This is a genomic window from Streptomyces sp. CNP082, assembly GCF_059570535.1.
In genome coordinates this window covers 1-13824 of sequence record NZ_JCANSZ010000036.1, presented here as the reverse complement: position 1 = coordinate 13824, position 13824 = coordinate 1, and the positions used below count along the sequence as shown (strand labels likewise).

The 13824-nt window shown below is 75.4% G+C and carries 10 protein-coding genes and 1 pseudogene; 4 read left to right on the top strand and 7 right to left on the bottom strand.

The genetic code is table 11. The features are described from left to right. Window positions 1-8 precede the first annotated feature (8 nt). Window positions 9-1103, top strand: a complete 1095-nt coding sequence (locus B124_RS25115) for a hypothetical protein (protein WP_496505218.1) — start codon at window positions 9-11, stop codon at window positions 1101-1103. A gap of 77 nt (window positions 1104-1180) precedes the next feature. Here the strand turns inward: B124_RS25115 and B124_RS25110 are convergent. Next, window positions 1181-1441, bottom strand: a pseudogene (locus B124_RS25110) (helix-turn-helix domain-containing protein); the annotation flags it as partial. 110 nt (window positions 1442-1551) lie between these two features. On the opposite strand from B124_RS25110, the gene B124_RS25105 reads away from it, so the two are divergent. Both B124_RS25105 and B124_RS25100 read left to right on the top strand, forming a co-directional pair. Beyond that, on the top strand, window positions 1552-1860 hold the full coding sequence (locus B124_RS25105; protein WP_496505217.1) for an SDR family NAD(P)-dependent oxidoreductase: 309 nt from the start codon (window positions 1552-1554) through the stop codon (window positions 1858-1860). A gap of 15 nt (window positions 1861-1875) precedes the next feature. Beyond that, window positions 1876-2424: a Uma2 family endonuclease gene (locus tag B124_RS25100; RefSeq protein ID WP_496505216.1), complete on the top strand. Its 549-nt coding sequence runs from the start codon at window positions 1876-1878 to the stop codon at window positions 2422-2424. A gap of 34 nt (window positions 2425-2458) precedes the next feature. Here B124_RS25100 and B124_RS25095 read toward each other — a convergent pair whose 3' ends face one another. Then, the gene (locus B124_RS25095) at window positions 2459-3883 is read right to left on the bottom strand and encodes a cell division protein PerM (RefSeq protein ID WP_496505215.1); all 1425 of its coding nucleotides are present in this window, start codon (window positions 3881-3883) and stop codon (window positions 2459-2461) included. Between the two features lie 76 nt (window positions 3884-3959). Here B124_RS25095 and B124_RS25090 point away from each other — a divergent pair, with 76 nt between their 5' ends. Then, on the top strand, window positions 3960-5273 hold the full coding sequence (locus B124_RS25090) for an RNA polymerase sigma factor (protein WP_496505214.1): 1314 nt from the start codon (window positions 3960-3962) through the stop codon (window positions 5271-5273). Between the two features lie 91 nt (window positions 5274-5364). Here B124_RS25090 and sucD read toward each other — a convergent pair whose 3' ends face one another. The 5 genes from sucD to B124_RS25065 form a co-directional block, all read right to left on the bottom strand. Beyond that, a complete protein-coding gene (gene sucD / locus B124_RS25085; protein WP_496505213.1) occupies window positions 5365-6276 on the bottom strand; it encodes a succinate--CoA ligase subunit alpha in 912 nt (303 codons plus the stop codon). 22 nt (window positions 6277-6298) lie between these two features. After that, a complete protein-coding gene (sucC, locus tag B124_RS25080) occupies window positions 6299-7471 on the bottom strand; it encodes an ADP-forming succinate--CoA ligase subunit beta (RefSeq protein ID WP_496505212.1) in 1173 nt (390 codons plus the stop codon). A 171-nt stretch (window positions 7472-7642) separates the two neighbouring features. After that, a complete protein-coding gene (locus B124_RS25075) occupies window positions 7643-8935 on the bottom strand; it encodes a VWA domain-containing protein (protein ID WP_496505211.1) in 1293 nt (430 codons plus the stop codon). Between the two features lie 89 nt (window positions 8936-9024). Continuing rightward, complete coding sequence (locus tag B124_RS25070) at window positions 9025-11952, bottom strand: DUF5682 family protein (RefSeq protein WP_496505262.1); 2928 nt, start codon at window positions 11950-11952, stop codon at window positions 9025-9027. Between the two features lie 229 nt (window positions 11953-12181). Beyond that, window positions 12182-13441, bottom strand: a complete 1260-nt coding sequence (locus B124_RS25065; protein ID WP_496505210.1) for an ATP-binding protein — start codon at window positions 13439-13441, stop codon at window positions 12182-12184. Window positions 13442-13824 lie beyond the last annotated feature (383 nt).

Below are 13824 nucleotides of genomic sequence, written 5' to 3'. Positions count from 1 at the left end.
ACGTGCTCGTGCCCGGACAAGGCGGCGTCGCGTACCGCGACTCCCGGCCGCCGTCGGACGCCGAGGCGCCGGCGCCGCCGCCGGAGGGCGGCGGGCAGGGCGCGCCGGGCGGACCAGGGCAGCCGCAGGGGACGCCGCCGTACGGGCCCGGGCCCTACGGTGCGCCGCCGCCGGGCGCGCCGCCGTACGGGCAGGGGCCGCAGGACGCGCCGGGCGACGGCGGGCAGCAGGGCGGGCAGCACGACGGCGGTCAGGACGGCCAAGGCGGGCAGGGCGGTCAGAGCGGGCAGGGCGGGCAGGGCGGGCAGGGCGGGCAGGGCGGGCAGGGCGGGCAGGGCGGGCAGAGCAACGGCCAGGGCAACGGCCAGAACGGTGGTCAGGACCAGCCGCCGCCGCCCCCGTGGGGCAACCAGTGGAGCAGCCAGCAGCCGCCCCCCGGGCACGGCAGTTGGGGCGGTGGCGGCCCGGGCCGGCCCGGCCCCGGCGGACCGGGCGGCCCGCAGGGCCCCGGGCCGGGCCCCGGCGGCCCAGGCGACGGGTCGGGACCGGGCCGGGACGGCTCCGGACCGGGCCGGGACAACGGCCGCGGCACCGGCGAAGGGCCGGGCGGCAACCTGCGCTGGGACCCGACCGACCCGGTGCAGCGCCGCTCGCGGTACGCGCTGCTCGCCGGCATGTGGGGCTTCTTCTTCGTCCTGTTCAACTGGTGGCCGCTGGCGCTCCTCCTCGGCGCGCTCGCCCTCTACTGGGGCATCGACGCCCTCCGCGGCAAGCCCCGGACGCCGACTGGCGCGGCAGTGGGCAACGGAGCCAGCGGAGCCGGCGCCGGACGCGGCAATGCCCCCGGTGCCGCCGGCGGCACCGACGCCTTCGGCCAGCCCGTCCAGCGCCCGGCGAAGGGCGGCCGGCCGCACACCACGGCCGCGATCGTCGGCATCGTGACCGCGGGCATCACGCTGTCCATCGTGCTCATGGGCTTCTCGGTGCAGATCGCCTACCGGGACTACTTCAACTGCCGCAGCGACGCGCTCACGGAGGCGTCGAAGGAGCACTGCAACGACGAACTGCCCAAACCCCTGCGGACGTTCTTCGAGCGGGACTGACGTCAGGCATCGTCGAGGAGCTCCGCGAGCTGCCCTGTCAGCCGGGACCCCGCCGGCGCCAGGCAGGCGACGAGGGTCTGCTCGGCGTCGAGGCCGAGGACGCGCACCAGGCTGCCCAGCACCTGACGGGACGCGCGTACGTCGTCCCGTCCCTGCTCCAGCCAGGTGTACCAGGTCACGCTCACCCCGGCGAGCATGGCAACCTCCTCGCGGCGGAGGCCCGGAGTGCGCCGGCGGCCCGCCGCCGGCAGCCCGGCCTCATCCGGCCGGCGCCGCTCCCTGCGGCTGCGGAGGAACTCTCCCAGTGCCTTGCGCCGCTCCGTGGCCTTGCCGTCCATCGTCGCAGACCCGAGCCTGGTGGGTTCTGTACTAGTGAAAGCTCTGTCTGGAGCGGTGCCCGCGGTGCCGACACGCGTGTCCGGGCCGACGGCACTCAGGAGGAACCAGGATGAGCAGTGTCTTCATCACCGGTGCGACCGGCGGGATCGGGGTGCCGACCGCCCGGATGCTGGCCGAGCGCGGCCACCGCGTCTTCGCCGACGGGCTCGACGCCGTCGAGCCCGTCGTCGTGGACGTCACCGACGAGGAGTCCGTGCGCAAGGCGGCGGCCGAGGTCGGGCACCGGCTGGCCGGCGGCGCGCTGGACGCCGTCGTCAACAACGCGGGCATCATCGTCGAAGGCCCGCACGCGCCCTCGGGATCAGAGGGGTGGCGCCGCGGTGAGCACGCGCGCACGCAACAGTATTCTGGGGGGTGACGGGAGGAGCTGTTGATGAGCGTGGATGCGATCATGCACACCGAGTTCCCCGAGGGATACACGGTTCTCTTCGGTGCCGACGGGAAGGTGGTCATGACCCCGCAGAGTGAGGAGCATTCCAGCACCATCCGCTCGATGCATTTCGACTCACTCGCCCTCGGCCGGCACGCGAAGGTGATGTCTGACGTCTACATCGACTTCCCGGCCGACGAGAACTCCGCACCCGATTTCGCCATTATGCGCGAAAACGCACATAAGGAGGGCAAGCGGTACAGCTTCGAGGACGTCCTGCTGATCGCGGAGGTCGTGTCGGTCTCCTCCGCGCGCAAGGACTACGACGACTGCACCGCCAAGTACGGCCGCTACGGCGTCCCCGTCTACCTGGTCGTGGACCCGTACGCCGGGGAGGCCGTGGTCCACACCCAGCCCACCGGGACCGGCTACATCGCGGCGCACACCCACAAGTACGGCACCGGCAAGCTCCCGATCGAACTGGCCGACGGGCGCACCTTCACCCTTGACCTGGATGAGCTGCCCAGGCCCGAACCGGACGGCCCCCGCTGACCGGGTCGGCGGGCTGGGCGCCGGCCAGCCGGCGTCAGTCGCCGCCCGGCTCCTCCCACTCCTCCCCCAGCCGCGAACGCGGCTCCCACAGCGGCCAGCCCTGCCGCCCCCACGTCCACCGCCGCGCCCGGACGCGCCCGCGGGGCGCCGTCACCGGCACCGGCGCCGACACCGACGGCGGCGCCGCACCCCACAGCCGGACGGCCCGTACCGTGAGCGCCACCGGCACCCCGACCACCGCCGTCCACACCGCCGCCGCACCGCCGGCCTGCCACCACACCGGACCGAAGTCCGCCAGCGTCCGGGTGCCGAGCGGTCCCCCGGCGAGCCACGCCACCGCCGCCGTGCCCGCGCCGCAGACGAGCGAGGCCAGCGCCGTCACCCACACCGTGGGCCACCACCGCCAGCTCTGCGCCCGCTGTCTGGTCACCGGCGCCGCCGCCCGCCCCGTGAAGCACCCGACGACGACCCCCGCCGCCACCGGCACCGCGGCGGCAGCCCAGGTCAGCGGCCCGCCCGGCTCCTGCCCCGGCACCGCGGCGAGCAGCGGGAAGACGGGCTGCACCGGGTAGTCCGCGTCGCCCAGCGGCGACACCACGCTGCCGGCCCCGACGGCGAAGCCGGGCCCGAGCCCGTACGCCGCCGCCCACATCGCGGCGTTCGGCAGCAGCGCGAGGGCGAGGAGGAAGACGCCGAACCGGCCGGAGGCCGTCGTGGACAGGGAGAGGAAGTGCTCCTGCGCAACACCCGCGTGGACGAGCAGGGCGATCCCGCACAGCAGCGCGCCGCCGCCGAGCAGCGCGACGACTCCCGCCACCCCGGCCCGCGCGGCTGCCTCCGCGTGCGGCGCCGCCCCGGGCCGGGCGGCGCCTTCGCCCCGGCGCCCGCGGCGGGGCAGCAGCACGGCGGGGGTGCCGGCCGCGGACCACACCCCGGCGGCGGTGGCCGCCGCCACGGTCAGCGGCACCACGACCGCGACACTGAGCGGCGCGGCGTGCAGCGGCCCGGCCAGGGCGTACCCGGAGATCACGGCGGCGACGGCGAGGTAGCCGCAGGCCACCCACGCGCCGGTGGCCAGCGGCGCGAGCTGCGGCCGGCCGTCCTGCGGGGTGAGCGCGTCGCGCGCGCCGCGGTGCAGCAGGAAGACGGGCAGCGCCGTGAGCAGCAGCGGCGTGAGCCCGACGGGGGCGGGGGCGCCGGTGCGGTTCCCGGTGCGTACGAGATCGGCGCCGTGGGCGAGGAGCCACAGGTCGGCGACGATGCGCAGGGCACCGCCCGGGCCGCTGTCGGGGTACGGGGACGTGATCCACAGCAGCAGCACGAGCACGGCGAGGAAGCCGAGGCCGAGGCCGGCGGCGAGGAGCCCGCTCGCCAGCGCGGCGACGACGGCTGCGCCGCGGGCGCCCTGGGCCTGGTGCCGGGGCGATAACGACGGGGCGAGGTCGGTCGAGGAGGTCACGGCCGCCATGCTGCCAAATACACCCGTTTTGCCCTGGTAACGCGCGTTTGCCCGTCGTGTTGGTCACGATGCTGCTATGGACCCCGACATATCGCCGCCCGTGGCGCTCGGGCCGCGGGAGCGGCGCCGGCGGCGGCGCGGGCAGGGGAGCGGACGGGGGCAGGGGCCGCCTGCCGAGTGGGAGGACACCGCGGAGATCCCGGTCCTGGGCGGGGCCGGGGCGGGGGCCGGGGCCGGCGCGTACGGGCTCGGGACGGCCGGCGGGACGCCCCGGAACCGGGCCGCCGGGGGCCGGGCGCACCGGGTCGGGGCGTACGGCACCAGGGCGTACCGCGCCGGCCGGCGGGCCGCCGCCGCGCGGGACTCCGCGTCGGCCGGCGACGAGGTCGCAGCCGCGGCCCAGGCCGCGTACGACGCGCTCTACCAGCGGTGCGCCGCCGACGTCACCCGGCACACGTACCTGCTCACCGGCGATCACGCCCTGACCCGCGAGGGCGTCGAGCACGCCTTCCACCTGGCGTGGGAGCGGTGGCCCGAGGTGGCCTCGGACCGGGACCCGCCGGGGTGGGTGCGGGCGGCGGCGTTCGCGTACGTGCAGGAGCCCTGGGAGTGGCTGCGCGCCCGGTGGCGCCGGCGCGCGCGGCGCGGGCAGGAGTGGCGCGCGGCGGAGGCCGGTGCGGACGAGGCGGGTGCGGGGGACGCGGGGACAGAGAAGGCGCACACAGAGAAGGCGGGCACGCAGAAGGCGGTCGCGGAGAAGGCGGTCGCGGCGGAGGACCGGCGGCTGTTCGCGGCGCTGCTCGCGCTGCCGGAGTCGTACCGCAGCGCCGTCGTGGTCTACGACGTCGTCGGGCTCGACCTGCCCGAGGCCGCCGCCGAGCTGGAGGCCACCACGCTGGCCGCCGCCGGGCGGCTCACCCACGCGCACGAGGCACTGGCCGACGCCGTGCCGGAGCTGCGGGCGCTCCCGCCGCGCGAGCGGGCGGAGGAACTGCGCGCCCGGCTGCGGCGGTTCGCCGCCGCGCAGCCGATACGCACCCTGCCGCCGGGCGCGGCACGCCACCGCAGCGAACGCCGTACGGACCGGCAGTTGCGCCGCTACGCCCTGCTGGCCGCCGTGATCTTCCTGGCCGCCGCGGTCGTCAGCGTCCTGGGCGCGTTCGGGACCCGCGACCGGGCCACGTCACCGGCGCCCCCGTGGCTGACCGGCCGGACCCTCTGGCCGCCCGCACCGGCCCACGGCACGCCGCCCGTACCGGGACATCCCACGCCGCCCCCGCCCGGCCGCGGCCCGGCCGCCGTACCCCGCGTACTCGGTCCACCCGACGCCCGCCCACCGCCCACCGGCGTCACCCGTCCGGACCACCCGCCGGCGGACGCACGGGGTTGACGCCCGCCGGACCCCGGCACGCGAGAGCGGGCCCGCCCCTGGAAGGGGGCGGGCCCGCTCTCGTTCCGTCGAACTCGTGCAGCGGGCTGTGTCAGCCTGCCAGCACCTCGCGGGCCAGCCGCGCCGTCTCCGACGGCGTCTTGCCGACCTTCACGCCCGCGGCCTCCAGCGCTTCCTTCTTCGCCTGGGCCGTGCCCGAGGAGCCGGAGACGATGGCACCGGCGTGGCCCATCGTCTTGCCCTCGGGGGCGGTGAAGCCGGCGACGTAGCCGACGACCGGCTTGGTCACCTTCGCCTTGATGTACTCGGCGGCCCGCTCCTCGGCGTCGCCGCCGATCTCGCCGATCATCACGATCAGGTCGGTGTCGGGGTCGGCCTCGAAGGCTTCGAGGGCGTCGATGTGGGTGGTGCCGATGACCGGGTCGCCGCCGATGCCGACGCAGGTGGAGAAGCCGATGTCGCGCAGCTCGTACATCATCTGGTACGTCAGCGTGCCGGACTTCGAGACCAGGCCGATCCGCCCGGGCTTGGTGATGTCCGCGGGGATGATGCCGGCGTTGGACTGGCCGGGGGTGATCAGACCGGGGCAGTTGGGGCCGACGATGCGCGTCTTGTTGCCCTTAGCGCCCGCGTACGCCCAGAAGGCGGCGGTGTCGTGGACCGCGATGCCCTCGGTGATGACCACCGCGAGCGGGATCTCGGCGTCGATGGCCTCGACCACGGCGGCCTTGGTGAACTTCTCCGGCACGAAGATGACGGTGACGTCCGCGCCGGTGGCGTCGATGGCCTCCTGGACGGAGCCGAAGACCGGGATCTCCACTGTGCTCGAATTGCGCGTCTCCGACACGACGTCGAAGGCGACCTTCTGGCCGGCCTTGCGGGGGTTGACCCCGCCGACGACGTCGGCGCCGGACGCGAGCATCCGCCGCGTGTGCTTCTGACCCTCCGAGCCGGTCATGCCCTGGACGATGACCTTGGAGTCCTTGGTGAGGAAGATAGCCATGGTTTTCTTCTGTCCTCTGTCCTTACTTGGCGGCCAGCTCGGCGGCGCGGTCGGCGGCGCCGTCCATCGTGTCCACCTGCTCGACGAGCGGGTGGTTGGCGTCGCTGAGGATCTTGCGGCCCAGCTCGGCGTTGTTGCCGTCGAGGCGTACGACCAGCGGCTTCGTGACGTCCTCGCCCTTGCTCTTGAGCAGTTCGAGGGCCTGCACGATGCCGTTGGCGACCGCGTCGCACGCGGTGATGCCGCCGAAGACGTTGACGAAGACGGACCGGACGTCCGGGTCGCCGAGGATGATCTCCAGGCCGTTGGCCATCACGTCGGCGGAGGCGCCGCCGCCGATGTCGAGGAAGTTGGCGGGCTTGACGCCGCTGTGGCTCTCGCCCGCGTACGCGACGACGTCGAGGGTGGACATGACCAGACCCGCGCCGTTGCCGATGATGCCGACCTGGCCGTCGAGCTTCACGTAGTTGAGGCCCTTGGCCTTGGCCGCGGCCTCCAGCGGGTTGGCGGCGGCCCGGTCCTCGAAGGCGACGTGGTCGGGCTGGCGGAACTCTGCGTTCTCGTCCAGCGAAATCTTTCCGTCAAGCGCCAGGACGGTCCCCTCGGCGGTCTTGACCAGCGGGTTGACCTCGACCAGGAGCGCGTCCTCCCTGATGAAGACCGTCCACAGGGTCTGCAGCACCTCGACGACCTGGTCGGCGATCTCCTCGGGGAAGCGCGCAGCCTGGACGATCTCGCGGGCCTTGGCCTCGGTCACGCCCTCGTTCGCGTCCACGGGGATCCTGGCCAGCGCCTCGGGCTTGGTGGCCGCGACCTCCTCGATGTCCATGCCGCCCTCGACGGACGCCATGGCGAGGAAGGTGCGGTTGGCGCGGTCGAGCAGGTACGACACGTAGTACTCGTCGGCGATGTCCGCGGTCTGGGCGAGCATCACCTTGTGGACCGTGTGGCCCTTGATGTCCATGCCCAGAATCTGGCCGGCCTTCACGACGGCGTCGTCGGGGTCGGACGCGAGCTTCACGCCGCCCGCCTTGCCCCGCCCACCGGTCTTGACCTGGGCCTTGACGACGGCGCGACCGCCGAGCTCCGCGGTCACCTGGCGCGCCGCCTCGGGCGTGTCGATGACTTCGCCGGCCAGCACCGGTACACCATGCTTGGCGAAGAGATCCCTCGCCTGGTACTCGAACAGATCCACGCGCGTCCGTCCCTTGTGATTCAGTCGTGTCGCGTTGTAATGGCAGGGTCGTCTTGCAGATTAGTCCTGCCTGACAGCCCGGCCTAAATCCAGGGTCACACCGGCGCGGTGAGAACGGTCACAAGTGCGGTTCACGTGTGAGCGAGGGCGGACGGGGGCAACGAACCGCTCTCACGTCTCCGCCGGGGCGGGGAGCGGGCGGCCCTCCAGCGCCGCCGCCATCACCTCGGGGAACAGCTCAGGTGTGCAGGCGAACGCGGGTGCGCCGAGAGCGGCCAGCGCGGCGGCGTGATCACGGTCGTAGGCGGGCGCACCCTCGTCGGAGAGGGCGAGCAGCGCGACGAACTGGACACCGGACGCCTTCATGGCGGCGACCCGCTTCAGCATCTCCTGGCGTATGCCGCCCTCGTACAGATCGCTGATGAGTACGACCACCGTGTCGGCGGGGCGGGTGATGCGCTGCTGGCAGTACGCGAGCGCCCTGTTGATGTCCGTACCGCCGCCGAGCTGGGTGCCGAAGAGCACGTCCACGGGGTCGCTGAGCTGGTCGGTGAGGTCGACGACGGCGGTGTCGAAGGCGACGAGGCGGGTGGCGAGGGAGCGCATGGAGGCGAGGACGGCGCCGAAGACGGAGGCGTAGACGACGGAGGCGGCCATCGAGCCGGACTGGTCGATGGCGAGGACGACCTCCTTGCGGACGGAGCGGGCGGCGCGCGCGTAGCCGACGAGGCGCTCGGGGACGACGGTGCGGTGCTCGGGGACGTAGTGCTTGAGGTTGGCGCGGATGGTGCGGTCCCAGTCGATGTCGCGGTGCCGGGGGCGCTGCACGCGGGCGGCGCGGTCGAGGGCGCCGGTGAGGGTGGCGCGAGTGCGGGCGGCGAGCTTGCGCTCCAGGTCGTCGGTGACCTGGCGGACGACGCCGCGGGCGGTCTCGCGGGCCTCGTCGGGCATGGCTTTGGCGAGGGAGAGCAGGGTGCCGACGAGGTGCACGTCGGGCTCGACGGCGGCGAGCATCTCGGGCTCCAGGAGGAGCGAGGCGATGCCGAGCCGGTCGATGGCGTCGCGCTGCATGACCTGGACGACGGGGGTCGGGAAGTACGTCCGCACGTCCCCGAGCCACCGGGCCACCTGCGGCGCGGACCCCCCGAGCCCGGCCTGCCGCCGGCCACCGCCCGCGGCCGTGCCGGGCCCCCCGTACAACGCGGCCAGCGCCCGGTCCATCCCGGCATCGCCCCCCTCAAGCGCCTGCCCGGTCCCGTCCCCGCCCTCGGCCCCGAGCACAAGCCGCCACCGCCGAAGCCGCTCCCCTGCGGGGGCGCCGGGGGCGCCGGGTGCGAGGGCGCCGGGTGCGGGGCTGCCGGGGCCGGGAGGGCCGGGGACGGCCGGGGCTGCGCTGGCGGGGCGGGCGGCAGAGGAAGCGAACCCGGCGGGCTGGGACGGGGGCTGGGGGCTCGGGGTGGGCATCGGGGGCTCCTCGGGTGGGGTGCGGGGGCGGGGCGGTGGGCTGGGCGCGGGGGTTCCTGTGCCGGGGGCGCCGGGGGCTGTGTGCCGAGTCACGGTCTGTCCTCCTCGGTGCCGAGCAGCGCCCGGAGCGTGGGCAGCACCGCGGCGGCGCGGGCAGCATCGACCTCGTCGGCGAAGCCGGGCAGGCCGTCAGGCTCGGCCGGGCCCGCGGCGGCGGCGCCGCGGCGTACCAGCTCGCCGAGGGCGCGCCGGGCCCCCGGCTCGTACTCGGCGAACGTCCGCCGCAGCAGCGGCAGCACGTCCGTGAAGGCGCCGCCGGACAGCCCGGTCAGCCAGCCGTCGACGAGCGCGAGCAGCCGCTCGTCGTGGACGAGGAGCATGCCGCCGTCGCCGCCGAGGAAGCCCTCGACCCACGCGGCGGCGTCCGCGGGCGGCACTGCGTGCGACAGGGCGAGGCTCATGACCCGCTCCGCCTCGGCGGCCGGCATCCGGCCCGCATCGAGGAGCAGCCGCACGGCCCGGCCCCGAATGAGCCCGGGAACGGCGTCCCTGCTCCCCAGCACCCGCAGCGCACCGGCCCACCGCCCCCGCAGCGAGACGCCCGGTCCCCTGTCCGCCGCAGCTCCCTGTCCGGGCTGCGCCGCGGCATCGCCGGACCCGGTGGGCGCGCCCGGCGCGCCCGGCGCGTCCGTGTCCAGCAGAGCCACCGCCGCGTGTACCGCGTCCACGTGCGTGCGCATCTCCTGTGCCCCGTCCGCGTCGAGCCCCGCGCACGCCGCGGGGAGGCCGACGAAGATGCGGTCGGCCAGGCCCGTGGCGACCTCCGCCAGTGCCGCGGTCCGGGTGCCGCGCACGTCGCCGTAGCGGACGGAGCGGGCCAGTGCCGGGAGTGCCTGCGCCAGGTGGCCGACGTCCGTGTCGAGCGCGGCGCGGTCGGCGAGTGCCTGCATGACGACCGGCAGGGCGTCGGTCAGCTCGGCGAGCAGGCACTGCTCGGCCAGCGCCGTGACCTCCGCCAGCGAACCCGCGTGCGCCGCCTCGTACTCGGCCTTCGCGGTGGCCGCCGCGACCACCGTCGTGCCCCAGAGCGCCGCCTCCACCACCCGTACGGACAGGTCCGGCTCCCACCGCAGGCTCCACGTCTCGCGGAACGTGCCGGTGCTCGCCCGGGAGGCCGCGGGCACACCCCAGTCGATGCCCAGCAGCCGCAGCCGGTGCAGCAGGCGGCTGCGGCCCGCGCCGGTCTCCTTGCGCAGGTCGAGCTCCAGCTCGCGCTCCTCGGCCGTCGGCTTGAGCCGCAACGCCCGCTGCGTACGCGCCAGATCCCGCTGCAACGGCACGGCGGGGGCCGACTCCGGCACCTCGCCGAGCGCGTCGCCCACGACGAGCCGGTCGGCGACGAGCGCCAGCGGCACCTCGGAGCCGTCGCACATCACGGCCCGCACGGCGTCCAGCGTCTCGGCGAGCCCGGCGAGCGGGCGGCCCCGCATCACGGCCAGCGCGGTGGCGAGCCGCACGGCCTCGATGACGTGTGCCGACGACACCGTCCGGCCCTCGGCGCGCAGCAGGTCGGCAACCTTGATCAGCCAGCGCTCGATGGGGCGGTCCGGCACCTCGAAGAGATGCGCGTACCAGCCCGGGGAGTCGATACCCGCCCCGTAGCCGCTCTGGCGTGCCAGCCGCCGGTGGGTCCACGGCACCCACGCCACCTCGGTCTTGACCTTGGGCAGGCCCTTGAGCAGCCGGCGGTCGGCGGTGACCGTGGTACGGGCCCGCAGTGCGGGCACGTGCCACGCGCCGCAGACCACCGCGACCTGCCCGTCGAACTCCCCCCGCGCCGCCCGCAGTCCGAGCCGCATGTGCGCTTCGCGCACCAGGTCCCGGTCGTGCCCGCCGTCCCCGTACCGCTCGCGCAGCGCACCCATCGCCTCGCCCAGCGCGACGAACGGGGCGGTCACGTCGCCGCCGGCCGGGGAGGAGCCGGGGCGGCGCAGGTCTGCGGTGCCGGGGGAGCCGTGGGCGTGCGCGTCCCCGGCGCCGAACGGGGCGTGGGGACCGTCTTGGGTATGGCCCAGGTCCGTGTCGGCGGCACCGGTGGCGCCGCCCCCGTCAGCGGCAGCGGCGCCGCCCGGTCCGCCGGAACGAGCCGACGCACCCAAGTCCCCGGCACCGGCCGCCGCTTCCGGTGCGCCGTGCCGCTCCCCCGCTGCGGCGCCCGGCTCCGCGGGCGCGACGCGGAGCGGCACGCGGTGCTCGATCGCGTCCTCCCACCACCTCTCCGGGTCGTCGTACCCGGCGGCTTCCGCGAGGACCGCGAGCGGATCGATGCGCAGCGCCTCGGGGCTCCGCTCCGCCGGCCCCGCTCCCCCGGCGGTGTCCGGGTCCGCGTCGCCGGGCTGCTCCTCGCCCGGCGGCGGTGCGCCCCCCTCCGGCTCACCGCCCGGGGCGAGTTCGCCGACGCCGGCCATCGCGAGGGTGTGGGCGGCGGGGAGGTCGAAGAAGCGGACCGGCACGCCGTGGCGCAGCGCCCAGCGGATCGCGACCCACTCCGGCGAGAAGTGCGCCAGCGGCCAGAACCCGGCCCGCGCCGGCTCGTCCACGGCGTGGGCCAGGAGCGCGACGGGAGGCCGCATGTCCTCGTCGCCGGCCAGTTCGACGATCGTGTCCGCCTCCGGCGGGCCCTCAATGAGCACGACCCGCGGCCGGTACGCGTCCAGCGCCGCCGCCACCCCGCGCGCGGACCCCGGGCCGTGGTGCCGCACGCCGAGCAGCAACGGCTCGACGGCCGCCGCGCCGCCCCGCCGGCGCCCCTGATCCTCACCGGCCACCGCCCGCTCCCCCTCGCCCACGGCCCCGTCCCTCCCGGTCCCGTCCCATCCGGTCCCGTCCCTCCCCGCCCCGTGCCCCGTTCCGCCCTCCGTCACGGGTCCCGCGGCTCCCCCGGCCGCGTACCGCGCGACTGCCCCGGCCGCGCGCTCCGGGCCGGCGAACTCCGCGTCCGCGTACGCCCCTTCCATCTCGTACGCCTCGTACGCAATCCGCGTCCCCGCGCCCCCGCCGCTCTTCTCCACCGCTCCTTCCCCGTCCCCTCCTCCTGTCCCTGCTCCCCCTCCCGTCCCTGCCTCTCCGTCCCGCATGCCTCTTTCTTTTATGCTCCGCAACCCCACGGCCCCTCCGGCTTCCCGTTCCGCCTGCCGCGCACCGTCGCCTCCACCGCCGGACGCGGCTGCGCCGCGTGCCGTGCGGTCACGCCGTGACCTCGCGGCAGGCGCGGTAGAGGTCCTTCCAGCCCTCGCGCTCGCGCACGACCGTTTCCAGGTACTCCTGCCACACCACGCCGTCGGCCGCCGGATCGCGGACCACCGCGCTCTGGATGCCTGCGGCCACGTCGCTCGCGCGCAGCACCCCGTCACCGAAGTGCGCCGCCAGCGCCAGGCCGCCGGTGACCACGGATATCGCCTCGGCCGTCGACAGCGTCCCGGACGGGGACTTCACCTTCGTCCGGCGGTCCGCCGTCTCCCCGTCGCGCAGCTCGCGGAAGACCGTGACGACCCTGCGGATCTCGTCGATCGCCTCCGGGACGGGCGGGAGCTGAAGGGAGGCGCCGATCTGCGCGACGCGCTGCGTGACGATGCCGACCTCGTCCTCGGCGGACGCCGGCAGCGGCAGCACCACCGTGTTGAAGCGGCGGCGCAGGGCGCTCGACAGCTCGTTGACCCCGCGGTCGCGGTCGTTGGCCGTGGCGATGACGTTGAACCCCCGGACCGCCTGGACCTCTTCACCCAGCTCCGCGACCGGCAGCGTCTTCTCCGACAGGATCGTGATGAGCGAGTCCTGCACGTCGGCCGGGATCCGGGTCAGCTCCTCGACCCGCGCCGTCATGCCCTCCGCCATCGCCCGCATCAGGGGGCTGGGCACCAGCGCCTCCCGGCTGGGGCCGGCGGCGAGCAACTGCGCGTAGTTCCACCCGTAGCGGATGGCCTCCTCCGGTGTGCCGGCCGTCCCCTGCACGAGCAGCGTGGAGTCGCCGCTGACGGCGGCGGCCAGATGCTCCGAGACCCAGGTCTTCGCCGTGCCGGGCACGCCGAGGAGCAGCAGCGCCCGGTCCGTCGCCAAGGTGGCGACCGCGACCTCCACGATCCGGCGCGGGCCGACGTACTTGGGCGTGATGGCCGTGCCGTCCGGGAGCACGCCGCCGAGCAGATACGTGGACACCGCCCACGGCGACAGCCGCCAGCGCGGCGGCCGGGGCCGGTCGTCCGCGGCGGCGAGGGCCGCGAGTTCATGCGCGAAGGCGTCCTCGGCGTGCGGGCGCAGCGCGCCGTCCGCGGCCGGGGGCTCAGCCGGGGGCTCCGCGGCACCCGCGGAGCCCGCCCCGCTCAGCTCGTCTGCCGCGCCTGCCCCGCCGGCCGTTCCCGCCGCACCCGCGCCGCCCGCGGGCTCCGCGGGCCGCCCCGCCCCAGCAGTGCCCCCGGTGGCCGCGCCTGCCCCTGTCGTGGTCGTCATCGTCCCCTCCTCGCCGACTCGGTCGCAGCCGCCGCGGCCACCGCCGCGGCGCCTGCGGAAACCACCTTGCCGCACAGCACTGACACCGCCCCCGGGCCTGTGGATATCGCAGGTCAGCGATCCAGCGCACCTTCGGTGCGCGCCGGGGGCGTGGTAAATCTCGTGGCGCGCGCCGGAAGTGCTTCTGTCCGCTCTGACGGGGCTGATGCCGGTCCGGGATGCTGGTGGGGTTCGTTCCGGCCGAAACCGATGCCTCTGTGATGCCGGTGAGCTCGCAGGTCAGCGTGGTGCTGGGGGCCTTCCACGGGAACCGTGGAGTGTTGCTGCGAAGCACGTGCGTCAGAATTCCTGATTCACCCTGGCCCTCCCGGAACGGCGTACTT

What these genes read in the sequence shown, in the direction of transcription:
- B124_RS25105 (WP_496505217.1), top strand. Translation starts at nt 1,552, where the DNA reads ATGAGCAGTGTCTTCATCACCGGTGCGACCGGCGGGATCGGGGTGCCG.
- B124_RS25100 (WP_496505216.1), top strand. Translation starts at nt 1,876, where the DNA reads ATGAGCGTGGATGCGATCATGCACACCGAGTTCCCCGAGGGATACACG.
- B124_RS25090 (WP_496505214.1), top strand. Translation starts at nt 3,960, where the DNA reads ATGGACCCCGACATATCGCCGCCCGTGGCGCTCGGGCCGCGGGAGCGG.
- sucD (WP_496505213.1), bottom strand. Translation starts at nt 6,276, where the DNA reads ATGGCTATCTTCCTCACCAAGGACTCCAAGGTCATCGTCCAGGGCATG.
- B124_RS25075 (WP_496505211.1), bottom strand. Translation starts at nt 8,935, where the DNA reads ATGCCCACCCCGAGCCCCCAGCCCCCGTCCCAGCCCGCCGGGTTCGCT.
- B124_RS25070 (WP_496505262.1), bottom strand. Translation starts at nt 11,952, where the DNA reads ATGGAAGGGGCGTACGCGGACGCGGAGTTCGCCGGCCCGGAGCGCGCG.
- B124_RS25065 (WP_496505210.1), bottom strand. Translation starts at nt 13,441, where the DNA reads ATGACGACCACGACAGGGGCAGGCGCGGCCACCGGGGGCACTGCTGGG.